Raw genomic sequence first — 24,471 nt, forward strand, 5'->3', positions numbered from 1 at the left:
TGCGATGTTGCAGCGTGGCGGATGTTGCGGATTCCCAGGAAGACGCAGAGCCCTGACTGGCTGATCAAAACAGAAGAGAGGACGGCGGCATGAGCGCCCGTGTGCGGGACGAGAAGATGACCATCAAAGAGGTTCTCGCAGACCTCAAGGTCGCGCCGGCGACCTTCTACCGGTGGCGCCAACTCGGGAAAGCCCCCCGCTCGATCAAGCTGCCGAACGGGGACATCCGCATTCGTCGATCCGAGTACGAGCGTTGGCTTGCGGAGCGGGAGGACGCTGCGTGAGCACCGAGAACGACACTCCGGCCGGGCGCCCGCGTGGGTCGGCCCGGCCGGGTTTCACCTTCGACGTCAAGCTCTGGAGCATCACCAAGACCGGCCGCAAGTCCCGCCCATGGCGCCTTCGGTGGGTCGTCGCAGGCCAGGGGTTCGGCGACACGTTCACCACGTACCCGCTCGCCGAAAGCCGACGCAATGAGCTGTGGTACGCCATGAACCGGCGTGGTGAGCCGTTCGAGATCGAATCTGGACTGCCCGAGTCCGAGGTGCGTGCTGCTGCCGAAGCTGCCCAAACGGCGGTGGCTGCACCTCCCCTGCGCTGGTTCGAGTTCTGCCGGAAGTACGTGGCCGGGCGGTGGCGCACTGGCGCGGCCAAGACCCGTGAGGGCATGGCGGACGGCCTTGCGGCCGTGACACTCGCCATGGTCAAGCGCGGGGACGGCGTTCCCGACGACGAGACCCTTCGACTGGCCTTCAGGTGGGGAGTCGTACCTGCAAACGCGGGGGAGGAACCGCCAGACGCACTCAAGGCTGCGTACGACTGGATCACGACGGCAGACCGGCCGTTGGGTGACCTGGCCGACCCCGAGGTGTTCGAAGACGTGCTGTACCGCCTCAGCTACAAGCTGGACGGTACGCCGGCGGCTGGCGACACGTACAAGCGGCGCCGCCGGGCCTTGAACACCGCCCTCGAACACGCGGTGGTCGCGGGTGAGCTCCCGGAGAACCCGCTCCACCGCGCCCGCCTGAAGCATGTCGGCTCGAACGACGTGGTCGACCGGCGCGTCCTCGTGAACGCCGTACAGGCCCGGCAGTTGCTCACGGCTGTCTCCTACGTCGGGTCGTGGGATCGCTGCCGCGGGCGGCGCCTGGTGGCCTTCTACGCGGTCCTGTACTACGCGGGTCTCCGGCCCGCTGAGGCGGTCGGGCTGCGGCTATCGGACTGCTACTTGCCAGAGAAGGGCTGGGGCACGCTAACGCTGCGGGAGACACGCCCCGTCTCCGGCAAGCAGTGGACCGACTCTGGGGAGCGCCACGACCGCCGGGGCCTGAAGGCGCGCGAGGCGTCCACCGACCGGCCGGTCCCCATCCCACCGGTCCTGGTCGCCATCCTCCGGGCCCACCTGAAGGAGTTCGGGACCGCCAAGGAAGGGCGCGTGTTCGGCAACGAGCGCGGGGGAGTGGTCGGCTCTTCCACCTATTGGCGGGTGTGGGAGGAAGCGCGGGCGTACGCCCTCCCGCCGGAGCGCATCGACTCGCCGTTGGCCGGGCGCCCCTACGACCTGCGGCACGCGTGCATCACGCGGTGGCTAAACGCTGGGGTGCCGATCGCTGAGGTGGCCCGGCGGGTCGGCAACTCTCCGGAGGTGATCCACCGCCGGTATCACGGTTGCATCGACGGACATGAGGAGGCTGCAAACCTCAAAATCGAAAGAGCCCTGTCAGATGAGGGCGATGGAACGGTGTGAAAAGTTGGAGCGAGTCCTCCCGGGGCTCGCTCCAAGGCCTGCTCAGGTCAATGCTCGGGGGCGTCTTCGAAGCCCGGTCCGTGCAGCTTATGGTGCCAATCCTGATCGCGAGATTGCAGAAGTGGGATATCAAACTTGACTGCGACGCGCATGTCGAAGTCTCGAACAATGCGCATGGTGCATTTCATTGTTTCGGCCAGCATTTCTAGAGGTACCAAGAATTTTTCTCCGACATTGGCGGAAGTTCCCCCCACGACCCACAGGAAGCGTTCATCGACGATCGCGCGGCGATGAACGATGATGTTCCTGGCGGCGACGGATTCCTTGAGGGACTTCCAATCCGCATCCGTTGAGTGGAGCTTCATCCCGAGGCGCTTCTCGATGTATTGCGCGATGTCGGCCAGCCCCTTGAAGGAAAGCTGGTTTACACGTCTCTCAGCAGCCCAGCGCACGAAGTCTTCTAGCGATGCGTGATCCAAGACCTCTTCAAGAGTGACTTGCTCTTGAGTTTTGAGCAGGTCTGGCCGGGTGATGATCGCTTGCGTCAGGATATCGGAGACGTAAGACAGGAAATTGTCGACGGTTCGAGAGAGTGCCATTTCCAGTCGGGCGGGCCGCGTATCCTCGATGTGTTGTTTTAGGTGGTCGAGTTGCTCAAAGGCCTCAGGGAAAACCTCGCGAGGCTCCCTGCTGTCGGTTGAGAGAACTTTCCCTGTCGTCGTGACGAAGACTTCGTGTGCTTTGAGTAGCATTTCACCGATGCCGTACGTCATTATGTTCATGAGGTGCTGCGCGTAGAAGTCTGAAGCGGATCGAGTGACTTGATCCGGGGTGTCAAGAAGGGGGCGCTTCCCCATCCGCAATCCTCGCCTCGTGCAGCGTCGTTGGATGCCTTGTGGGGATCGTGGCAGAGCGATCGGACCGATGCGAGAGGTTTACGGGTTTGGCCCCTGCGTGTCCTGGTTGGTTCAGCGTCCACCAGCTTTCAACCTTGACGCGGGGAGGCACCAGCTGCGTGCTCCGGTGTGTCGGAGGTGTGTCGCGAACAGTGAGAGACAACGAGAGAGGGCGGGAGTCAGTGAGACTGACTCCCGCCCTCTTCTGTCGGCATCCGCCCTGGTCAGCGCTTGATTCTTGCTGTTCCTAGGCGAGTGCCCCCGGCAGGATTCGAACCTGCGCACACGGCTCCGGAGGCCGTTGCTCTATCCCCTGAGCTACGGGGGCGTGTCGGTGTGGAGCTTGTTGCTCGCGGCGACGGGTAGAACACTACCAGCTCTGTCGGTGTGGTCATGAACGGGTTTCCGGGGCGTGACGGGAGGGGTGTCGCCCGCACGGGGTGGAAGTGGGGAAAACCCGGACGCGGTGGCCGGTCCCGACCTACTCTCGAGTTGTGCCAGGCGCGTCGGGGCGGGTGCTTGTTGTGGACGACAACAAGGTCATCCGCCAGCTGATCAGGGTCAACCTTGAGCTGGAGGGTCTCGAGGTCGTGACCGCGGCCGATGGTGCCGAGTGCCTGGACGTCGTCCATCACGTGCGGCCGGATCTCGTCACCCTCGACGTCGTCATGCCCCGGCTCGACGGCTTGCGTACCGCCGCCCGGCTCCGCGCCGACCCCCGCACCCGTGATCTTCCTCTCGCCATCGTCAGTGCCTGCACCCAGTACGAGATCGACACCGGCCTTGAGGTCGGCGTCGACGCCTTCCTCGCCAAGCCTTTCGAGCCCGCTCAACTCGTCAGCCTCGTACGCAATTTGCTGGAGCGGAAGCCCCGGCAGCGCGGGCAATCCGTCCTGGGGGAAGGGGAGCGGGCCGGGCAGGCCGGCGGCTGAGAGCCGAAGAATCGAAGGATCGAAGGATCACTGACTCCGGGGATCGTCACGGGCCCAGCGGACGGTCGCCCTCTTCGGCAACGATCACTGTCCCCGGGGCGATGTCCCAGCCTCGGCCGCCCCCGTCCACATCCCGGACCCTCCCCAAACCGGCTCGCATACCCACCCCCCTCCTCCCCTACGCTTGTCCCGTGACCCCCGTCGAGCTCTCTCGTACCGTGCTGCATGCCGTTCGGTGTGCCGTCGATGCCGGGGAGCTGTCTGTGGATCTGCCCGCTCGGGTCGCCGTCGCGCCGCCCGGGCCCGGGGGGTGCGGGGACTACGCCACCAATGTCGCCCTGCAGCTCGCCCGGCCCGCCGGACAGGCTCCCCTCCGGGTCGCGGAGCTGCTGCAGTCCCATCTCGCCCGCGCCCACGGCATCACCGGCGTCGAGATCACCGGGCCCGGGTTCCTCAACATCAGCCTCGATCGGGCGGCCGTCGGGGCCGGACTCGTCCGGCGGGTCCTTGAGGAAGGGCCCCGCTACGGGCACTCCGACACCCTCGCCGGTCACGTCATCGAGCTGCGCGTCCCCTACGACCTCCGCGCCGAAGTCCTCGCCGACGCCCTGGCCCGCATCATCGGCACCCAGGGCGGACGCGTCGAGATCGATCACGGTGAGCCCGCGAATCTACGGCCCGTTCCCGCGCCGGAGGACCCCGCTCCGCTCGGCCCCGACGCCGCCCGCTGGGCCCTGCTCCACCCCGCCCCGCACGACCGGCCCCGGATCACCGCCGACCACCTGGTCCAGCGCGAGAGCAACCCCCTCTTCCGCGTCCGCTACGCCCACGCCCGCATCCGGGCCGTCAGCCGCAACGCCGCCGACCTCGGCTTCGACGCCCAGATCACCCCCCCATTCACCGACGTCACCTTCGACACCGATACCGACGCCGCCCACCTCCTCACCCTGCTCGCCGACCACCCCCGCCTCCTCGCCTCCGCCGCCACCCACCCCCGCGGCGCGGACGCACCGGCTGCATCGGCCGCCCTCATCGCGAACCCCGCCGCCCCCTCCCGCCTCACCCGCCACCTCCTCGCCCTCGCCGACGCCACCCTCCCCTTCCTCCCCGCCGTCCTGCCCCGAGGTGCGGAGAAACCCTCGGCCGCCCACCGTGCCCGGCTCGCGCTCGCCGAAGCCGTCGGGGCGGTGCTGGCCGGCGGCCTGTCCCTGCTCGGTATCGACGCACCCGATCACCTCTGAGCCGGCACCGAACGACCCCGGCCCGGAGAAGCCCACAGAGAGCCCAGAAGTCATGAGCCGTTCCGCACACCCCGCCGGGCCCCGTCACGCCGACGTGCTCCCCGAGGGGCACTACGCCGCCCCGCCGACCGACCTCAACGCCCTCGACGCCAAGGTGTGGGCGCAGACCGTCGGCCGTGACGCCGACGGCGTGCTCACCGTCGGCGGTATCGACGTGAAGACCCTCGCCGAGCAGCACGGCACCCCCGCCTACATCCTCGACGAGACCGACTTCCGCGCCCGCGCCCGCGCCTGGCGTACGGCGTTCGGGGCCGACGCCGACGTCTTCTACGCCGGGAAGGCCTTCCTCTCGCGGGCCGTCGTGCGCTGGCTCGACGAGGAGGGGCTCAACCTCGACGTCTGCTCCGGCGGTGAGCTCGCCACCGCGCTCTCCGCCGGCATGCCCGCCGATCGCATCGCCTTCCACGGCAACAACAAGTCCACGGACGAGATCCAGCGGGCCATCGAGGCCGGTGTCGGGCGGATCGTGCTCGACTCCTTCCAGGAGATCGTCCGTGTCGCCCACATCGCCCGGTCCCTGGGCACGGTCCAGAAGGTCCAGATCCGTATCACCGTCGGCGTCGAGGCCCACACGCACGAGTTCATCGCCACCGCCCACGAGGACCAGAAGTTCGGCATCCCGCTGGCCGGCGGGCAGGCGGCGGAGGCGGTCCGCCGGGCGCTCCAGCTCGACTCGCTCGACCTCATCGGGATCCACAGCCACATCGGATCGCAGATCTTCGACACGTCCGGGTTCGAGGTCGCCGCCCATCGTGTCGTCGGGCTGCTGCGCGACATCCGTGACGAGCACGGCGTGGAGCTGCCGGAGATCGACCTCGGCGGCGGGCTCGGCATCGCGTACACCAGCGACGACGACCCCCGCGAGCCGCACGAGATCGCCAAGGCGCTCACCGAGATCGTCACCCGTGAGTGCGAGGCCGCCAAGCTGCGGACGCCGCGCATCTCGGTCGAGCCCGGGCGCGCCATCGTCGGCCCGACCGCCTTCACCCTCTACGAGGTCGGCACCATCAAGCCCCTCGACGGGCTGCGGACGTACGTCTCCGTCGACGGCGGCATGTCCGACAACATCCGGACGGCCCTCTACGACGCCGAGTACAGCGTCGCCCTGGTCTCCCGCGCCTCCGACGCCGAGCCCATGCTCGCCCGGGTCGTCGGAAAGCACTGCGAGAGCGGCGACATCGTCGTACGGGACGCGTTTCTGCCGGCCGACCTGGCACCGGGTGACCTCATCGCCGTACCGGCGACCGGGGCGTACTGCCGGTCCATGGCGAGCAACTACAACCATGTGCTCCGGCCGCCCGTCGTCGCCGTGCGCGACGGCGAGTCCCGGGTCATCGTCCGCCGTGAGACGGAGGAGGACCTCCTGCGTCTCGACGTCGGATAAGCCGCGTCGGACGGGGCGGAAGATCTCCCGTCCACCGCCCCCGTACAAATGAAATAGATGTCTCACGATCCGGACATAGGACAGAAACGCCCGTCCGGTGAGTGAGACTGGTCGAACCTAGACGGTATGAGGAAACGAGGTCGGATGATGCGTACGCGTCCGCTGAAGGTGGCGCTGCTGGGCTGTGGAGTGGTCGGCTCAGAGGTGGCGCGCATCATGACGACGCACGCCGACGACCTCGCCGCGAGGATCGGGGCCCCGGTGGAGCTGGCCGGGGTCGCCGTACGGCGGCCGTCCCGGGTGCGGGAGGGCATCGACCCCGCGCTCGTCACCACCGACGCCACCGCCCTCGTCAAACGCGGCGACATCGACGTCGTGGTCGAGGTCATCGGGGGCATCGAGCCCGCCCGGACCCTCATCACCACCGCTTTCGAGCACGGTGCCTCCGTCGTCTCCGCCAACAAGGCGCTGCTCGCCCAGGACGGCGCCGCCCTGCACGCCGCCGCCGAGGAGCACGGCAAGGACCTCTACTACGAGGCCGCCGTCGCCGGCGCCATCCCGCTGATCCGCCCGCTGCGCGAGTCCCTCGCCGGCGACAAGATCAACCGGGTGATGGGCATCGTCAACGGGACGACCAACTTCATCCTCGACAAGATGGACTCCACGGGGGCGGGCTACCAGGAGGCCCTCGACGAGGCCACCGCCCTCGGGTACGCCGAGGCCGACCCCACCGCCGACGTCGAGGGCTTCGACGCCGCCGCCAAGGCCGCCATCCTCGCCGGGATCGCCTTCCACACGCGCGTGCGCCTCGACGACGTCTACCGCGAGGGCATGACCGAGGTGACCGCGGCCGACTTCGCCTCCGCCAAGGAGATGGGCTGCACCATCAAGCTGCTCGCCATCTGCGAGCGGGCCGAGGACGGCCAGTCCGTCACCGCGCGCGTGCACCCCGCGATGATCCCCCTCACGCACCCGCTCGCCTCCGTGCGCGGGGCGTACAACGCGGTCTTCGTCGAGTCGGACGCCGCCGGACAGCTGATGTTCTACGGCCCCGGCGCCGGCGGTTCCCCCACCGCCTCCGCGGTGCTCGGCGACCTCGTCGCGGTCTGCCGCAACCGGCTCGACAACACCACCGGGCCCGGGGAGTCGGCGTACGCCGCGCTGCCCGTCTCGCCCATGGGCGATGTCGTCACGCGGTACCACATCAGCCTGGACGTCGCCGACAAACCGGGCGTTCTCGCCCAGGTCGCCACCGTGTTCGCCGAGCACGGGGTGTCCATCGATACCGTTCGGCAGCAGGGCAAGGACGGCGAGGCCTCTCTCGTCGTCGTCACGCACCGGGCCTCCGACGCCGCCCTCAACGGGACCGTCGAGGCACTGCGCAAGCTCGACACCGTGCGGGGTGTCGCCAGCATCATGCGGGTTGAAGGAGAGTAACCAGCAATGACCCACCAGTGGCGCGGAATCATCGAGGAGTACCGGGACCGGCTGCCGGTATCCGACACCACGCCGGTCGTGACGCTCCGCGAGGGCGGCACGCCGCTCGTGCCCGCGCAGGTGCTCTCCGAGCGCACGGGCTGCGAGGTCCACCTCAAGGTGGAGGGCGCGAACCCGACCGGGTCCTTCAAGGACCGCGGCATGACCATGGCCATCAGCAAGGCCAAGGAGGAGGGGGCGAAGGCCGTCATCTGCGCCTCCACCGGCAACACCTCCGCCTCCGCCGCCGCCTACGCCGTGCGCGCGGGCATGGTCTCGGCCGTGCTCGTCCCGCAGGGCAAGATCGCGCTCGGCAAGATGGGCCAGGCCCTCGTGCACGGCGCGAAGATCCTCCAGGTCGACGGCAACTTCGACGACTGCCTCACGCTGGCCCGCGCCCTGAGCGACAACTACCCGGTGGCGCTGGTCAATTCGGTCAACCCGGTGCGTATCGAGGGCCAGAAGACGGCCGCCTTCGAGATCGTGGACATGCTCGGCGACGCCCCCGACATCCATGTCCTGCCGGTCGGCAACGCGGGCAACATCACCGCGTACTGGAAGGGGTACCAGGAGTACGCCAAGGACGGCGTGTCCACCAGGACCCCCCGGATGTGGGGTTTCCAGGCATCCGGCAGTGCCCCCATCGTGCGGGGCGAGGTCGTCAAGGACCCGTCGACCATCGCCACCGCGATCCGCATCGGCAACCCCGCCTCCTGGCAGTACGCCCTCGCCGCGCGCGACGAGTCCGGCGGTGCCATCGACGAGGTGACGGACCGTGAGATCCTGCGCGCCTACCGGCTGTTGGCCGCGCAGGAGGGCGTCTTCGTGGAGCCCGCGTCCGCCGCGTCCGTGGCCGGTCTGCTCAAGGCCGCCGAGCAGGGCAAGGTCGACCCCGGCCAGCGCATCGTCTGCACGGTCACCGGCAACGGTCTGAAGGACCCCGACTGGGCCGTCGCCGGCGCCCCGCAGCCGGTCACCGTCCCGGTCGACGCGGTCACCGCGGCCGAGCGCCTCGGCCTGGTCTGAGGCACCGACCTGGTCCGAGACACCGGCCGGCCGTCGCCCTACGGGGGGTAACCCCCGTAGGGGTGCATGGGGGGCTTACGACACGCATCGTGCGCCTCCTGTGCGCCCTATGTCGCCACAGAACCTTCCTTCGATAGGCTGTAAGGAACCCGCCCGCCGCATATGCCTCGTTCGCATGTGCCGCAGTACAGCGCCGTCTCGGGGCGGCCCCGGGTTTTCCGCACGTATCGAATGCCCGTCTCGAATGTCCGTATCGAATGTCATTCGACAGTTCGACAGTTCCGCAGCTCAAGGAGAGTCAACGAGCGATGGCCGGTCCAGCGTTCCGCGCCGCCGCCGTCCGGGTGCGCGTCCCCGCCACCAGCGCCAACCTCGGCCCGGGCTTCGACGCCCTCGGCCTCGCGCTGGGGCTCTACGACGACGTCGTCGTCCGGGTGGCCGACTCCGGGCTGCACATCGACATCGCGGGGGAGGGCAGCGAGACGCTGCCGCGCGACGAGAGCCACCTGCTCGTACGCTCCCTGCGCACCGCCTTCGACGTCCTCGGCGGCCAGCCGCGCGGGCTGGAGATCGTGTGCGCCAACCGCATTCCGCACGGCCGCGGCCTGGGCTCCTCCTCCGCCGCCATCTGCGCCGGCATCGTCGCCGCGCGCGCCGTGACCATAGGCGGCGAGTCCAGGCTCGACGACGCCGCGCTGCTGGAACTGGCCACCGAGATCGAGGGCCACCCCGACAACGTGGCGCCCTGTCTGCTCGGCGGCTTCACCATCGCCTGGATGGAGTCCGGCGCCGCCCGGGCGATCCGGCTGGAGCCCTCCGATTCCATCGTTCCGGTGGTTTTCGTGCCCGGGAAGCCGGTCCTCACCGAGACCGCGCGCGGCCTGCTGCCGCGCACCGTGCCGCACGTCGACGCCGCCGCCAACGCGGGCCGTGCCGCCCTGCTCGTCGAGGCCCTGACCAGGCGCCCCGAGCTGCTGCTGCCCGCCACCGAGGACCGCCTCCACCAGGAGTACCGCGCCCCGGCCATGCCGGAGAGCGCCGCGCTGGTGGAGCGGCTGCGCGCCGACGGGATCCCCGCGGTGATCTCCGGCGCCGGACCCACCGTGATGGCGCTGGCCGACGCCGACACGGCCGACAAGGTCGAGAAGCTGGCCGGCCAGGACTGGGCGGCCAACCGCCTCAGCCTGGACCCGCAGGGAGCGAGCGTGCTGCCGCTCGCCCCCTCCGGCGACGTCTGAACCTCCGGCGACATCGGAAAAGCCACGGTCGCCGGATTTCGAGAGGGGGAATGTTTGTTGGATCCGGTAGTGTTAACCTCAAGTCTGCACCCGACCTCACCATGGCGAGGTGCCTCGTGTCCCCGTCCGGGACAGACATTCTTCCGGGAGCTCCCCAAGCCGCACTGCGTTCCGTACGTCGTACCTGGGCAGTACGCCGTACATCGACGCTGAGCGGTCCGCAGGGCACGCTCCGGAATCGGTGCGACCACGCCACGTGACACTGACACCGGGTGCCAGGGCTCGTCGGGGAAGCGCCATCACCAGAAATCTCTTCCGCCGCTTTGGCGGACCACCGCCCCGGCTCCGTCCGCACAGCAAGGACAGGATCCGGACAGCACAACCGGTCGCCGAGCCAGACAGGCCGACGTCCGCTCCAGGGAAGGACCCTTCGTGAGCGACACCACCGATCTGATGGGCGCACGTGTCGAGGAGACCGCTGCCGCGCCCGCCACGGACGCCTCCGCGCCTGCCACCGGTGCCGGCTCCCGGCGGCGCCGCGGTACCGGCCTCGAAGGCATGGTGCTGGCCGAGCTGCAGCAGGTCGCATCCGGCCTCGGTATCAGGGGCACCGCGCGTATGCGCAAGAGCCAGCTGATCGAGGTCATCAAGGAGGCGCAGGCCGGAGGTGGAGCCCCGGCCGCGAAGGCCGCCGACGCCGCCACCGAGACCAAGCCGAAGCGCCGGGCCACCTCCAAGAGCCGTACGGGCGAGGACGCCGCCGAGAAGAAGGCGGAGGCCGCCCCGGCCGAGGCGCCGGCCGAGAAGGCCGTGGCCCAGCAGCAGATCGAGATCCCCGGCCAGCCGGCCGGCGCGGACGCTCCCGCCGAGCGTCGCGGCCGTCGCCGCGCCACCGCCGAGGCGGGCGCCCCCGCGGGCACGGCCACCGAGACCATCACCGCCGAGGCCAAGGCCGAGACGAAGACCGAGGCGCCGGGCCAGCAGCCGCAGGCCGACGGCGACGCCGAGGGCCGCCGCCGCGACCGCCGTGAGCGCGGCCGCGACCGTGACCGCGACCGCCGTGGCAAGAGCGACGACCAGCAGGGTCAGCGCCAGCAGCAGGGGCAGCAGCAGGGCGGCGGCCGTCAGGACCGCAACGCCGGCCCGCAGGACGACGACGACTTCGAGGGCGGCCGCCGTGGCCGTCGCGGCCGCTACCGCGACCGCCGTGGCCGCCGGGGCCGTGACGAGATCGGCGGCAGCGAGCCGCAGATCGCCGAGGACGACGTCCTGATCCCCGTCGCGGGCATCCTCGACATCCTCGACAACTACGCGTTCATCCGCACCTCCGGCTACCTGCCGGGCCCGAACGACGTGTACGTCTCCCTCGCCCAGGTCCGCAAGAACGGCCTGCGCAAGGGCGACCACGTCACCGGTGCGGTCCGCCAGCCCAAGGAAGGCGAGCGGCGCGAGAAGTTCAACGCCCTCGTCCGCCTGGACTCCGTCAACGGCATGGCGCCCGAACACGGCCGCGGCCGCCCGGAGTTCAACAAGCTGACCCCGCTCTACCCGCAGGACCGCCTCCGCCTGGAGACGGACCCCGGCGTCCTCACCACCCGGATCATCGACCTCGTGTCGCCGATCGGTAAGGGCCAGCGCGGTCTGATCGTGGCCCCGCCGAAGACCGGCAAGACCATGATCATGCAGGCGATCGCCAACGCGATCACGCACAACAACCCCGAGTGCCACCTGATGGTCGTCCTGGTCGACGAGCGTCCGGAAGAGGTCACCGACATGCAGCGGTCGGTCAAGGGCGAGGTCATCTCCTCGACCTTCGACCGTCCGGCCGAGGACCACACCACGGTCGCCGAGCTCGCCATCGAGCGCGCCAAGCGGCTCGTCGAGCTGGGCCACGATGTCGTTGTCCTGCTGGACTCCATCACGCGTCTGGGCCGTGCGTACAACCTGGCCGCGCCCGCCTCCGGCCGCATCCTGTCCGGTGGTGTCGACTCGACCGCCCTGTACCCGCCGAAGCGCTTCTTCGGTGCGGCCCGCAACATCGAGGACGGCGGCTCGCTGACCATCCTCGCCACCGCCCTGGTGGACACCGGGTCCCGCATGGACGAGGTGATCTTCGAGGAGTTCAAGGGCACCGGCAACATGGAGCTCAAGCTCGACCGGAAGCTCGCCGACAAGCGGATCTTCCCGGCCGTCGACGTGGACGCGTCCGGTACCCGTAAGGAGGAGATCCTGCTCGGGGCCGAGGAGCTCGGCATCGTCTGGAAGCTGCGGCGCGTTCTGCACGCGCTGGACCAGCAGCAGGCCATCGAGCTGCTGCTGGACAAGATGAAGCAGACGAAGTCGAACGTCGAGTTCCTGATGCAGATTCAGAAGACCACGCCTACGCCTGGCAACGGAGACTGAGCGCTCCGCTGGTTGAGCCGATGAGCTGAGGTGATCTGTCGGCTGCCGGTTGTCTGTGGCTGGTCGCGCAGTTCCCCGCGCCCCTTTGGAGCGCAAGGGCCGCCCCCCGTTCCAAGGGGGGCGGCCCTTCTTTGGGTTTGGGGGCGGGGTACGATCTCGCTCTTCGGTCAACTTTTCGACCTTGATCCCCAGAGCTGAAATTCATATCCCTAGGGGGGACTTGAGTGGGTACACCCACGTCCGGGGGCGGGCGGCACAGACGGCGGATGCGGATCGCGCTCCCCGTCGCCGCGGCCGGGCTGGCCGCCGCTGTCGCCGGTGCGATGCTGCTGAACTCGTCGGCCCAGGCCGCTGACACGCTGCCGACGCGCAGCCACAGCGGTCCGTCGTCCGAGGAGCTCCTGAAGGGTCTCGGCCATGCCGTGGCCAGCAGCAAGACCGCCGACCCGGGTTCGACGAAGACGTCCCTGAGCGCGAGCACCAGCCGTGCCAGGACCGTCGACCCGAAGATCATCGGTGGCACCGAGACGACCATCACCACGGCCCCGTGGATGGCCCAGCTCTGGTACTACGACAACCGCGGCACCTCCACCACGGGCGACGACGTCAGCTTCTTCTGCGGCGGCTCGGTCGTGGCCCCGACGAAGGTCCTCACCGCCGCGCACTGCCTCAAGGACGAGTACGGCAAGAACTACAGCTGGGCCGTCCACGGCATGGTCGTCACCGGCACCTCACAGCTGCCGACCGTCGACAGCGCCGGCAACATCACCGATCTGCACGGCGGCACCATCACCGGCGTCCTGCGCCAGTGGAACCACGGGTCGTACAGCCCCACGCTGATCGACAACGACATCGCGGTGCTGACCCTGGACAACCCGGTCAAGGCCACGCCGATCCGGATGACGACGGCCACCGACACGGCCTCGTACGCCGCCGGCACCAAGGCCACGCTCTACGGCTGGGGCCGCACCTCCTCCACCACGCAGGACATCTCCGAGGTCCTGAAGACGGCGACGCTGCCGATCCAGTCGGACGCGACCTGCGCGGGCTACTACCAAGCCGACTTCATCAAGGGCCACAACGTGTGCGCGGGCGACCCGGCGTCGGGCAGCGACACGGGCACCACGTCCGCCTGCAACGGCGACTCCGGCGGCCCGCTCGTCGTCACCGACGCGGCCGGTGCGCCCCGGATCGTGGGTGTCGTCTCCTGGGGCATGAAGGACTGCGTCGAGAGCGGCTCGTACAGCGTGTTCACCAAGGTCTCGACGTACGTCGGCGCGACCTACCCGCGCGTGGAGGACACCAACCTCAGCTACGACCACCTCGCCGACCTCTTCGTACGCAACGCCTCCACGAAGACGGGCTACGAGATCGACTCCAAGGGCACCTCGCTCGCCGCGCGCGTGTCCTGGGGCTCCTTCAGCGCGTACAACGTCATCCTCCAGACCGACCTGGACCGGGACGGCGAGCAGGACTTCCTGCTGCGCCGGGCCTCGGACGGCGACGTCTTCTGGAAGCACTGGGTGCCGGCCACCCAGACGTGGGCGACCAAGCTCATCGGCGACAACTGGAAGACCCGCCTCGCCATCGTCGCCCCCGGTGACACGACCGGCGACTACCTGCCCGACCTGCTCGCCGTGGACTCCACCGGCGTGCTGTGGCTGTACCCGGGCAAGGGCGACGGCAGCTTCGGCGCACCGCTGAAGGTCGGCGCCGGCTTCAACAACTTCAACATGGTCCGCGGCCACGGCGACTTCAACGGCGACGGCAACGCCGACCTGCTCGCCCGCAACAAGAGCACCGGCGCCGTGTACCTCTACCGGAGCAAGGGCGTGCTCAGCACGGCCCTGTGGCAGCCCGCGCTCAAGGTCGCCACGTGGACGAACACCACGTACAACGCGTTCGCGACGGTCGGCGACCTCAACAGCGACAGCCACGCCGACCTGGTGGCCCGTACGCCCGCCGGCGCCCTGTATCTGCTGAAGGGCACCGGAGCCAACACGAGTGCGACCTTTGCCACAAGGGTCTCGCTCGGAACCGGTTTCCAGCAGTACGACCTCTTCGGCTGACCTCGCAGGTGAGCGGGGTGCGACCCGCCCACCTGGTGACGCTCTGTGCCCGGCCTGCCGCAGGCCGGGCACAGAGCGTTGTGCAACCCTGTCCCGAGTTTCGCCGTCTGACCTGGCGGAGTGACGATGGTGGGGATGACACGGAACAGAGGAGCACATGTCCGCCGAGAGCACGCCGGAGCCCGGCATACCGGGTGGGAGCGGCAGCACGGATGGTCCGCGCCACCGTAAGCCCCGTGGCAGACGCAAGGGGCTGCTGATCGTGGCCTGTGCCGCGGCGGGCATCGTCGCCCTCGGCGGCGCCGGCGTCGGGTACGTCTACTTCAAGCTCAACGGCAACATCAAGAGCGTCGACATCGACCAGGCGCTCGGCACGGACCGCCCGACGAAGATCGACAACGGCTCCGAGAACATCCTGGTCCTGGGCTCGGACAGCCGCTCCGGGACCAACAAGAAGCTCGGCGGCGGCACGGACGACGGCAGCGCCCGCTCCGACACCGCGATGATCATCCACGTCTACGAGGGCCACCAGCGGGCCGGCGTGGTCTCGATCCCGCGCGACACCCTCGTCGACCGCCCGTCCTGCACCGACGCCAAGGGCGTCACGCACGACGCGGCGCACGGGGTGATGTTCAACTCGGCCTATTCGACGGGCGGCGCGGCCTGCGCGGTGAAGACGGTCGAATCGATCACCGGCATCCGTATGGACCACTATCTGGAAGTCGATTTCTCGGGCTTCGAGAAGCTGGTCGACGAGCTGGGCGGTGTCCGGGTGACGACCACGAAGGACATCAAGGACTCCGACAGCCACCTCGACCTCAAGGCCGGCACGCACACGCTCAACGGCGAGCAGGCCCTCGGTCTGGTCCGCACCCGGCACGGCGTGGGCGACGGCTCCGACCTCGGCCGCATCCAGCTCCAGCAGGCGTTCGTCAAGGCGCTGCTCGACCAGGTCAAGCACGTCGGCCTGTTCGGCAACCCCAAGCGGCTGCTGGACCTCGCCGACACCGCCACGAAGGCCGTGACGACCGACTCCGACCTCGGCTCGGTCAAGTCCCTGATGTCCTTCGCGAACGGCCTGAAGAGCATCAGCGCCACGAACATGACCATGGTCACGATGCCGGTCCAGTACGACCCGGCCGACCCCAACCGGGTCCTGGTGGCCGAGGCGAAGGCCCAGCAGGTCTGGACGGCCCTCAAGAACGACCGGCCGATCCCCAGGGCGGCGACGGAGGGAACGGCGACCGGTACCGCCAAGGGTGTGGTGAGCACCCCCTGAGGGGTGGCGGGAATAGACGACAGCCACCCCCGGTTTTGGGGGATGGCCCCAGTCCTGGCAGACTGGTACGTCGGCTCCGGTTCACGCTCTCGCAGCCCGCGACGGCGACCCGGCGCCCTCCCGAACACTAGGAGACACCTTGAAGCGCGAGATCCACCCCGAGTACGTCGAGACGCAGGTCAGCTGCACCTGTGGCGCGTCGTTCACCACCCGCAGCACCATCGAGTCCGGCACCATCCGTGCCGACGTGTGCTCCGAGTGCCACCCGTTCTACACGGGCAAGCAGAAGATCCTCGACACCGGTGGCCGTGTGGCCCGCTTCGAGGCCCGCTTCGGCAAGGCTGCCGGCTCCAAGAAGTAGCGAGCCCCTTTTCGCCGGTCCACGGTCGCGCCCCCGCCCAGGGGTGTGCCCTGGACCGGCGTTTTTGGTCGCCCGCCCTTCCCGTCACCCGCAGTACACAGGAGCCCCAAGATGTTCGAGGCCGTCGAGGAACTCGTCGGTGAGCACGCCGACCTGGAGACGAAGCTCGCCGACCCGTCGGTGCACGCCGACCAGGCCAACGCGCGCAAGCTGAACAAGCGCTACGCCGAGCTCACCCCGATCGTCGCCACGTACCGCTCCTGGAAGCAGACCGGCGACGACATCGAGACGGCGAAGGAATTCGCCGCCGACGACCCCGACTTCGCCGCCGAGGTCAAGGTGCTGGAGAAGCAGCGCGAGGAGCTCACCGAGAAGCTCCGCCTGCTGCTCGTCCCGCGTGACCCGAGTGACGACAAGGACGTCATTCTGGAGATCAAGGCGGGCGCGGGCGGCGACGAGTCCGCGCTGTTCGCCGGCGACCTGCTGCGCATGTATCTGCGCTACGCCGAGCGCGTCGGCTGGAAGACCGAGATCATCGACGCCACCGAGTCCGAGCTGGGCGGCTACAAGGACGTCCAGGTCGCGGTGAAGACCAAGGGCGGCCAGGGCGCCACCGAGCCCGGGCAGGGCGTCTGGGCGCGGCTGAAGTACGAGGGCGGTGTGCACCGCGTGCAGCGCGTGCCGGCGACCGAGTCCCAGGGCCGGATCCACACCTCCGCCGCCGGTGTCCTCGTCACGCCCGAGGCGGAGGAGGTCGACGTCGAGATCAACCCGAACGACCTCCGTATCGACGTCTACCGCTCCTCCGGGCCCGGCGGCCAGTCCGTCAACACCACCGACTCCGCCGTGCGCATCACGCACCTCCCGACCGGAGTCGTCGCCTCCTGCCAGAACGAGAAGAGCCAGCTGCAGAACAAGGAGCAGGCGATGCGTATCCTGCGCTCCAGGCTGCTCGCAGCGGCGCAGGAGGAGGCGGAGAGGGAGGCCGCCGACGCCCGCCGCAGCCAGGTCCGCACCGTCGACCGCTCCGAGAAGATCCGCACGTACAACTTCCCGGAGAACCGCATCTCGGACCACCGCGTCGGCTTCAAGGCGTACAACCTGGACCAGGTCCTGGACGGCGACCTCGACGCGGTGATCCAGGCCTGCGTCGACGCGGACTCGGCCGCCAAGCTCGCAGCCGCGTAAGGCACGTACGAGTACCGGACGGAGGACTGCGTGCAGCCATCATTTGGGGGACGGCCCCCAAGCCCCCGGAGTCTGCTGCTCGCCGAGGTGGCCCAGGCCACCCAGCGGCTGGCCGACGCCGGCGTGCCCTCGCCGCGCAACGACGCGGAGGAGCTCGCCGCGTTCGTGCACGGCGTGAAGCGGGGCGCGCTGCACTCCGTGAAGGACTCCGACTTCGACGCCCGGTACTGGGAGGTCATCGCCCGGCGCGAGCAGCGCGAGCCGCTCCAGCACATCACCGGGCGGGCCTACTTCCGCTATCTGGAGCTCCAGGTCGGCCCCGGTGTCTTCGTGCCCCGCCCCGAGACCGAGTCGGTCGTCGGCTGGGCCATAGACGCCGTGCGCGCCATGGACGTCGTGGAGCCGTGCATCGTCGACCTGTGCACCGGCTCCGGCGCGATCGCGCTCGCCCTCGCCCAGGAGGTCCCGCGCTCGCGCGTGCACGCCGTGGAGCTGTCCGAGGACGCCCTGGTGTGGACCCGCAAGAACGTGGCCGGATCCAGGGTGGACCTGCGCCAGGGCAACGCCCTGGACGCCTTCCCCGACCTCGACGGCCAGGTCGACCTGGTCATCTCCAACCCGCCGTACATCCCGCTCACCGAATGGGAGTACGTCGCTCCCGAGGCGCGGGACTACGACCCCGAACTCGCCCTGTTCTCGGGCGAGGACGGTCTCGACCTCATCCGCGGTCTGGAGCGGACCGCACACCGGCTGCTGCGCCCCGGCGGTGTCGTCGTCATCGAGCACGCCGACACCCAGGGCGGTCAGGTGCCGTGGATCTTCACCGAGGAGCGGGGCTGGGCCGACGCGGCCGACCACCCCGACCTCAACAACCGGCCGCGTTTCGCGACCGCCCGCAAGGCGCTGCCGTGACCACCCCGACGTCATTCCCGCAGTACGTGTACGAGGAGGCCCGCTAGTTATGGCTCGGCGATACGACACCAACGACGCGACCGACCGAGTGACCGGTCTGCGCGAGGCCGCGTCCGCCGTCCGCCGGGGCGAGCTCGTGGTGCTGCCCACGGACACCGTCTACGGCATCGGCGCGGACGCCTTCTCCAAGGAGGCGGTCGGCGATCTGCTGGACGCCAAGGGCCGGGGCCGCAACATGCCCACGCCCGTCCTGATCGGCTCGCCCAACACGCTGCACGGCCTGGTCACCGACTTCTCCGAGCTGGCCTGGGAACTGGTCGACGCCTTCTGGCCGGGCGCCCTGACCCTGGTCGCCAAGCACCAGCCGTCCCTCCAGTGGGACCTCGGGGACACCCGGGGCACGGTCGCCGTGCGCATGCCGCTGCACCCGGTCGCCATCGAGCTGCTCACCGAGGTCGGCCCCATGGCGGTCTCCTCCGCCAACCTCACCGGCCACCCGGCGCCGGAGAACTGCGACGAGGCGCAGGGCATGCTCGGCGACTCCGTCTCCGTCTACCTCGACGGCGGCCCGACCCCCGGCAACGTCCCGTCGTCGATCGTCGACGTCAGCCGTGAGGTCCCCGTGCTGCTGCGCGAGGGGGCGATCTCGGCCGACGAGCTGCGCAAGGTCGTACCCGACCTTGAGGTGGCCAATTGACAGCCCCTGAACCGGGGCGTGGCATAGGCAACGGGGAACGTGCCGCGGAGATCACGACGACCTTCGTCGGTCTTCCGCGTGACTGCTTCCGCATCCTCCACGTCAGCACCGGCAATGTGTGCCGCTCGCCCATCACCGAGCGGCTGACCCGCCATTTCGTGGCCGAGCGGCTCGGCGTGCTCGGCGGCGGGCTGATCGTGGAGAGCGCGGGCACCTGGGGGCACGAGGGCGCGCCCATGGAGTCCCACGCGGAGACCGTGCTGGCCGACTTCGGGGCCGACGCCACCGGGTTCGTGGGCCGTGAGCTGCTCGACGAGCACGTCATCATGGCCGACCTGGTGCTCACGGCCACCCGGGACCATCGCGCCCAGGTGATCTCCATGGGGCACTCGGCGGGCCTGCGCACCTTCACGCTGAAGGAGTTCACCCGGCTGGTGCGGGCGATAGATCCGGCCACGCTGCCGCCGCTGGAGGAGGGCGTCGTCCTGCGCGCGCGTGCGCTGGTGCGGGCCGCCGCGGCGCTGCGGGGCTGGCTGCTGGCGCCCACCGCGGAGGCGGACGAGGTGTACGACCCGTACGGGGCGCCCCTGACGTTCTTCCGTTCCATCGGCGAGGAGATACACCAGGCGCTGGACCCCGTCGTCACCGCGCTGACCGGAGTGCCCGCCCGGACGGGGTGAACGCCGGAAACCGGGGCGGACCGGTCCTTACCGGCCTACATTGGACGTACGTCAGCGTCGACCCGTCCCGGAGTGCACCATGACGGTCAGCCATGCCCTTGAGGCCGACGTCCTGCGACGGCAGGACCCCGAGCTCGCCGAGATCCTTCTCGGGGAGCGGGTGCGGCAGGCCCGGACGCTCCAGCTGATCGCGGCCGAGAACTTCACCTCGCAGGCCGTCCTCGCGGCCCTCGGCTCACCCCTCGCCAACAAGTACGCGGAAGGCTATCCGGGCGCCCGCCACCACGGCGGCTGCGAGATCGTCGACGTCGCCGAGCGCATCGCCGCCGACCGCGCCACGGCCCTCTTCGCGGCCGAGCACGCCAATGTGCAGCCCCACTCCGGCTCCTCGGCCGTCCTGGCCGCCTACGCCGCCCTGCTGCGCCCCGGCGACACCGTCCTGGCCCTCGGACTGTCCTACGGCGGCCATCTCACCCACGGCTCGCCCGCGAACTTCTCCGGCCGCTGGTTCGACTTCGTCCCCTACGGGGTGGACGCGGAGACCGGCCTCATCGACCACGAGCAGGTGCGCACCCTGGCCCGCACGCACCGCCCGAAGGCGATCGTGTGCGGCTCGATCGCCTACCCCCGGCACATCGACTACGCGTTCTTCCGCGAGGTCGCCGACGAGGTCGGGGCGTATCTCATCGCGGACGCCGCCCACCCCATCGGCCTGGTCGCGGGCGGCGCGGCGCCCAGCCCGGTGCCGTACGCCGATGTCGTCTGCGCGACGACCCACAAGGTGCTGCGCGGGCCCCGCGGCGGGATGATCCTGTGCGGGGGCGAGCTGGCCGAGCGCGTCGACCGGGCGGTCTTCCCGTTCACCCAGGGCGGCGCGCAGATGCACACCATCGCCGCGAAGGCGGTCGCGTTCGGCGAGGCGGCAACACCGGAGTTCCGGGTGTACGCCCATCAGGTGGTCGCCAATGCGAGGGTTCTCGCGGACGCTCTGGCCGCCGAGGGGCTGGTCGTCACCACGGGCGGCACCGACACGCATCTGATCACCGTCGACCCGGCCCCGCTCGGCGTCGACGGGCGCACCGCACGCGGCCGGCTGGCGGCCGCCGGGGTCGTGCTGGACTGCTGCGCCCTGCCCCACGCCGACGCCCGCGGCCTGCGCCTGGGCACCGCGGCGGTCACCACCCAGGGCATGGGCGAGGCGGAGATGACGCGGATCGCGGCGCTGATGGCGGCGGTGCTGCGCGAGGAGACCGAGGCCAAGCGGGCCCGCGAGGACGTGCGCGAACTGACGGCGGCATTTCCGCCGTATCCAGGGTGAACCGGGGTAGGCGCGCCCCCGTACGACAGGACGCACAGCCGTACATGCAACCATCGTGGCTACCCGGAAGTCCCCAACCATATGCGGCCGTCGCTAGGGTGTGGGGCTGAGATGGCCAGCGAGACCTGTGGGGAAGCCCGTGCGTGAATACCTGCTGACGCTCTGCATCACGGCCGCGGTGACGTATCTGCTGACAGGGCCGGTACGGAAGTTCGCGATCGTGGCCGGGGCGATGCCGGAGATCCGGGCACGTGACGTGCACCGGGAACCCACTCCGCGGCTCGGCGGTATCGCCATGTTCTTCGGCCTGTGCGCGGGCCTGCTGGTCGCCGACCATCTGACGAACCTCAACGAGGTCTTCGAGAAGTCGAACGAGCCGCGTGCTCTGCTCTCCGGGGCCGCGCTGATCTGGCTGATCGGCGTCCTGGACGACAAGTTCGAGATCGACGCCCTGATCAAGCTGGGCGCGCAGATGATCGCCGCGGGCGTGATGGTCATGCAGGGTCTGACGATCCTGTGGCTGCCCATCCCGGGCGTCGGCACGGTCGCGCTGACCCAGTGGCAGGGCACGCTGCTGACGGTCGCCCTGGTGGTGATCACCATCAACGCGGTGAACTTCGTCGACGGCCTGGACGGACTTGCGGCCGGCATGGTGTGCATCGCCGCGGCGGCGTTCTTCATGTACGCCTACCGGATCTGGTACTCGTACGGCATCGAGGCGGCCGCCCCGGCGACGCTGTTCTCCGCGATCCTGATGGGCATGTGCCTGGGCTTCCTGCCGCACAACATGCACCCGGCGCGGATCTTCATGGGCGACTCGGGCTCGATGCTGATCGGTCTGGTGCTGGCGGCGGGCGCGATCTCCGTCACGGGCCAGGTCGATCCGGACGTGATGAACCTGTTCTCCGGTTCGGAGCGGGACACGGTGCACCAGACGGTGCCCGTCTACATCCCGCTGCTGCTGCCGCTGACGATCATCGCCGTGCCGGCCGCCGACCTGATCCTGGCCATCGTGCGGCGCACCTGGCGGGGCCAGTCGCCGTTCGCCGCCGACCGCGGGCATCTGCACCACCGGCTGCTGGAGATCGGTCACTCGCACATCCGCGCCGTGCTGATCATGTACTTCTGGTCGGCGCTGATCGCCTTCGGGGCGCTGGCGTACTCGGTGAACTCGGCGTCCATGTGGATCGTGCTGGGCGTGGTGTTCCTGAGCGCGGTGGGACTGGTGCTGCTTCTGCTGCCGCGCTTCACACCGCGTGCGCCGCTGTGGGCCCAGGCGTTCGTGCCGCCGCGCTACCGGCGGCGCAGGCGGGCCGCCGAGCCCGTGCCGGCCGCCGCGTCGGTCGAGGCGGAGCCGCGCACTCCGGTGGCGGCCGGGGTGTCGGGTGTCAACGGCGCTACGGCCGTCGGACCCCGTTCGCGCTTCCCTCAAAGGTGAGAGCGACAAGGTAAGAATCTGACGAGAGCATTGCCAAGTATTGGGGTAGCGAAGCACCGCAATATCAGACAAGTCGGCACGGTTCTCGCTCAGACGCGCACTCTCACTCTCACGTGTGACAGCGAGCACACCTACCAGGTAAAGACCTCATCAAATAGTTTGTGATACGGTTCACGAGAACCCCGGATGGAGCCGATGGACCGTGTGCGACGGCCCCTCGGCGGGAGGTCTCGACCGCCTCCGACGGGGTCTACGCTCGTCCATGACGACACCCCTGCCCCCTTTGAAAGCGGAGTTGCCGCCATGCCGTCCAACGACGTCCGGATCCTGGCCCAGGCCGCTGTGCCCACGGCTGCCGTCGGCGCGATCGCAGCCGTCGTCAGCGGCGTGGTCGCGGGCGGAAAGGGTGCGATCGGGGCCGTCGTCGCGACGGTCATCGTGATGCTCTTCATGGGCATCGGTCTCTACGTTCTGCAGCGCACCGCCAAATCGCTTCCGCACCTGTTCCAGGCGATGGGCCTGATGCTCTACGCGGCGCAGATCCTGCTGCTCTTCATCTTCATGGCCGCGTTCAAGCACACCACGCTGTTCAACCCCAAGGCCTTCGCGTTCACGCTGCTCGCCGGCACGCTGGCCTGGATCGCCGCCCAGACGCGGGCGCACATGAAGGCCAAGATCCTCTACGTCGAACCCGAAAAATCGGGGCACTCGTCGTGAGGGGTAGGGCCGGGATAAAGACGCCTGAGATCTCCTGCTATCGTCCGGTGCCAACTGCGGCATCGCGGGCGCGGGCATCCGAGCTGACGCCTGTTCGATCGCGAGGCGAGATGCCCCCAAGCCGCCCCACCATCCGTAACACCAGTCCCGTGCCGAACCGCGGCCGTACGCCGCGCCGACACAACGAGGTTGCCGTACCCATGCGCCACGCTGAAGGAGCCCGCGGTGAGTGCTGACCCGACGCAGGTGCTCGCCTTCGAGACCGACTGCCACATCTTCGACGGCTGTGGCTTCCCGGCTCCCGGCCTGCACTCGTTCCTGTTCGAGCCCCTTTGGGGCGACGGCGACAGCAACGTGTACTTCAACAAGACGATGCTGCTGGCCCTGCTCGGCTCGATCATCGTCGTCGGCTTCTTCTGGGCCGCCTTCCGCAAGCCGAAGGTCGTCCCGGGCAAGCTCCAGATGGTCGCCGAGGCGGGGTACGACTTCATCCGCCGCGGTGTCGTCTACGAGACCATCGGCAAGAAGGAAGGCGAGAAGTACGTACCGCTCGTCGTCTCGCTGTTCTTCTTCATCTGGATGATGAACCTCTGGTCGATCGTCCCGCTCGCCCAGTTCCCGGTGACGTCGATCATCTCGTACCCGGCGGTCCTCGCCGGCATCGTCTACGTGATCTGGGTCGGGCTGACCTTCAAGCGGCACGGCTTCGTCGGCGCCTTCAAGAACTTCACCGGCTACGACAAGTCGCTCGGCGCGGTGCTCCCGCTGTCGATGACGATCGAGTTCTTCTCCAACCTGATCGTCCGGCCGTTCACGCACGCCGTCCGACTCTTCGCGAACATGTTCGCGGGCCACACCCTGCTGCTGCTCTTCACGATCGCCAGCTGGTACCTGCTGAACGGCATCGGCATCGCCTACGCCGGCGTCTCGTTCATCATGGTCATCGTCATGACGGCCTTCGAGCTCTTCGTCCAGGCCCTTCAGGCGTACGTCTTCGTGCTCCTGACCTGCAGCTTCATCCAGGGCGCGCTCGCCGAGCACCACTGAGCACCCGCCACTCACCAGCCCCTGAAGACGTCCGGTGGCCAACCCCCACCGGTCCTTGAAAGAGAAGGAAGAACTGGCATGTCCCAGACTCTCGCCGCTGTCACCGGTGACCTCAAGGCCCTCGGCTCCATCGGCTACGGTCTCGCCGCCATCGGCCCCGGCGTCGGTGTCGGCATCATCTTCGGCAACGGCACCCAGGCCCTCGCCCGCCAGCCCGAGGCCGCCGGTCTGATCCGCGCCAACCAGATCCTCGGCTTCGCCTTCTGTGAGGCGCTGGCCCTGATCGGTCTGGTTATGCCGTTCGTCTACGGCTCCTGATCACTTCAGGCTGACGACCAGCAACCCAGACGAAAGGCAAAGAC

Annotated in this window: 22 protein-coding genes and 1 tRNA gene; 21 read left to right on the plus strand and 2 right to left on the minus strand. The window is 69.2% G+C overall.

Annotation, left to right across the window (positions count from 1 at the left end):
- Positions 1 to 89 precede the first annotated feature (89 nt).
- Positions 90 to 284 carry a helix-turn-helix transcriptional regulator gene (locus tag ACZ5NW_RS17825; protein WP_468744767.1) on the plus strand — a complete coding sequence of 65 codons (195 nt, stop codon included), beginning with the start codon at positions 90 to 92 and terminating at the stop codon, positions 282 to 284.
- Entirely contained in the window at positions 281 to 1,747 is a 1,467-nt protein-coding gene (locus ACZ5NW_RS17830) for a tyrosine-type recombinase/integrase (RefSeq protein WP_468744768.1), read from the plus strand. Before ACZ5NW_RS17825 ends, ACZ5NW_RS17830 begins: the two co-directional genes overlap by 4 nt.
- Positions 1,748 to 1,794: 47 nt before the next feature.
- Here the strand turns inward: ACZ5NW_RS17830 and ACZ5NW_RS17835 are convergent, their stop codons facing one another.
- Both ACZ5NW_RS17835 and ACZ5NW_RS17840 read right to left on the minus strand, forming a co-directional pair.
- A complete protein-coding gene (locus tag ACZ5NW_RS17835) occupies positions 1,795 to 2,520 on the minus strand; it encodes a hypothetical protein (RefSeq protein WP_468744769.1) in 726 nt (241 codons plus the stop codon).
- Between the two features lie 379 nt (positions 2,521 to 2,899).
- Positions 2,900 to 2,971: transfer RNA gene (locus ACZ5NW_RS17840), tRNA-Arg, on the minus strand.
- Between the two features lie 118 nt (positions 2,972 to 3,089).
- On the opposite strand from ACZ5NW_RS17840, the gene ACZ5NW_RS17845 reads away from it, so the two are divergent.
- The 19 genes from ACZ5NW_RS17845 (at position 3,090) to ACZ5NW_RS17935 (ending at position 24,427) form a co-directional block, all read left to right on the plus strand.
- Positions 3,090 to 3,575, plus strand: coding sequence for a response regulator (locus ACZ5NW_RS17845; protein ID WP_468744770.1), 486 nt, complete (start codon positions 3,090 to 3,092; stop codon positions 3,573 to 3,575).
- 191 nt (positions 3,576 to 3,766) lie between these two features.
- Positions 3,767 to 4,816: an ArgS-related anticodon-binding protein NrtL gene (gene nrtL, locus ACZ5NW_RS17850; protein WP_468744771.1), complete on the plus strand. Its 1,050-nt coding sequence runs from the start codon at positions 3,767 to 3,769 to the stop codon at positions 4,814 to 4,816.
- 52 nt (positions 4,817 to 4,868) lie between these two features.
- Positions 4,869 to 6,260 (plus strand): diaminopimelate decarboxylase, encoded by a 1,392-nt coding sequence (gene lysA, locus ACZ5NW_RS17855; RefSeq protein WP_468744772.1) that lies wholly within the window; start codon positions 4,869 to 4,871, stop codon positions 6,258 to 6,260.
- Between the two features lie 144 nt (positions 6,261 to 6,404).
- A complete protein-coding gene (locus tag ACZ5NW_RS17860) occupies positions 6,405 to 7,697 on the plus strand; it encodes a homoserine dehydrogenase (RefSeq protein WP_468744773.1) in 1,293 nt (430 codons plus the stop codon).
- Positions 7,698 to 7,703: 6 nt separating this feature from the next.
- Positions 7,704 to 8,762 carry a threonine synthase gene (gene thrC / locus ACZ5NW_RS17865; protein WP_468744774.1) on the plus strand — a complete coding sequence of 353 codons (1,059 nt, stop codon included), beginning with the start codon at positions 7,704 to 7,706 and terminating at the stop codon, positions 8,760 to 8,762.
- 308 nt (positions 8,763 to 9,070) lie between these two features.
- Positions 9,071 to 10,000, plus strand: a complete 930-nt coding sequence (gene thrB, locus ACZ5NW_RS17870; RefSeq protein WP_468744775.1) for a homoserine kinase — start codon at positions 9,071 to 9,073, stop codon at positions 9,998 to 10,000.
- A 432-nt stretch (positions 10,001 to 10,432) separates the two neighbouring features.
- Complete coding sequence (gene rho / locus ACZ5NW_RS17875; protein ID WP_468744776.1) at positions 10,433 to 12,403, plus strand: transcription termination factor Rho; 1,971 nt, start codon at positions 10,433 to 10,435, stop codon at positions 12,401 to 12,403.
- Between the two features lie 266 nt (positions 12,404 to 12,669).
- Positions 12,670 to 14,472: a trypsin-like serine protease gene (locus ACZ5NW_RS17880; protein ID WP_468744777.1), complete on the plus strand. Its 1,803-nt coding sequence runs from the start codon at positions 12,670 to 12,672 to the stop codon at positions 14,470 to 14,472.
- Between the two features lie 157 nt (positions 14,473 to 14,629).
- Positions 14,630 to 15,751 (plus strand): LCP family protein, encoded by a 1,122-nt coding sequence (locus ACZ5NW_RS17885; protein ID WP_468744778.1) that lies wholly within the window; start codon positions 14,630 to 14,632, stop codon positions 15,749 to 15,751.
- A gap of 139 nt (positions 15,752 to 15,890) precedes the next feature.
- A complete protein-coding gene (gene rpmE / locus ACZ5NW_RS17890; RefSeq protein WP_468744779.1) occupies positions 15,891 to 16,112 on the plus strand; it encodes a 50S ribosomal protein L31 in 222 nt (73 codons plus the stop codon).
- 111 nt (positions 16,113 to 16,223) lie between these two features.
- Positions 16,224 to 17,300 (plus strand): peptide chain release factor 1, encoded by a 1,077-nt coding sequence (gene prfA / locus ACZ5NW_RS17895; protein ID WP_468744780.1) that lies wholly within the window; start codon positions 16,224 to 16,226, stop codon positions 17,298 to 17,300.
- Between the two features lie 72 nt (positions 17,301 to 17,372).
- Complete coding sequence (gene prmC / locus ACZ5NW_RS17900) at positions 17,373 to 18,212, plus strand: peptide chain release factor N(5)-glutamine methyltransferase (RefSeq protein ID WP_468745097.1); 840 nt, start codon at positions 17,373 to 17,375, stop codon at positions 18,210 to 18,212.
- A 49-nt stretch (positions 18,213 to 18,261) separates the two neighbouring features.
- Positions 18,262 to 18,909 carry an L-threonylcarbamoyladenylate synthase gene (locus ACZ5NW_RS17905; protein WP_468744781.1) on the plus strand — a complete coding sequence of 216 codons (648 nt, stop codon included), beginning with the start codon at positions 18,262 to 18,264 and terminating at the stop codon, positions 18,907 to 18,909.
- Entirely contained in the window at positions 18,906 to 19,589 is a 684-nt protein-coding gene (locus tag ACZ5NW_RS17910) for an arsenate reductase/protein-tyrosine-phosphatase family protein (RefSeq protein ID WP_468744782.1), read from the plus strand. Before ACZ5NW_RS17905 ends, ACZ5NW_RS17910 begins: the two co-directional genes overlap by 4 nt.
- A 79-nt stretch (positions 19,590 to 19,668) precedes the next feature.
- Positions 19,669 to 20,907, plus strand: a complete 1,239-nt coding sequence (locus ACZ5NW_RS17915; RefSeq protein ID WP_468744783.1) for a serine hydroxymethyltransferase — start codon at positions 19,669 to 19,671, stop codon at positions 20,905 to 20,907.
- A 139-nt stretch (positions 20,908 to 21,046) separates the two neighbouring features.
- Complete coding sequence (locus tag ACZ5NW_RS17920) at positions 21,047 to 22,345, plus strand: MraY family glycosyltransferase (RefSeq protein ID WP_468744784.1); 1,299 nt, start codon at positions 21,047 to 21,049, stop codon at positions 22,343 to 22,345.
- Positions 22,346 to 22,648: 303 nt separating this feature from the next.
- The gene (locus ACZ5NW_RS17925) at positions 22,649 to 23,062 is read left to right on the plus strand and encodes a hypothetical protein (protein WP_468744785.1); all 414 of its coding nucleotides are present in this window, start codon (positions 22,649 to 22,651) and stop codon (positions 23,060 to 23,062) included.
- A 210-nt stretch (positions 23,063 to 23,272) separates the two neighbouring features.
- Entirely contained in the window at positions 23,273 to 24,109 is an 837-nt protein-coding gene (gene atpB / locus ACZ5NW_RS17930) for a F0F1 ATP synthase subunit A (protein ID WP_468745098.1), read from the plus strand.
- A 78-nt stretch (positions 24,110 to 24,187) separates the two neighbouring features.
- Complete coding sequence (locus tag ACZ5NW_RS17935; protein WP_005311859.1) at positions 24,188 to 24,427, plus strand: ATP synthase subunit c family protein; 240 nt, start codon at positions 24,188 to 24,190, stop codon at positions 24,425 to 24,427.
- Positions 24,428 to 24,471 lie beyond the last annotated feature (44 nt).

The organism is Streptomyces sp. NPDC032126, assembly GCF_055580085.1.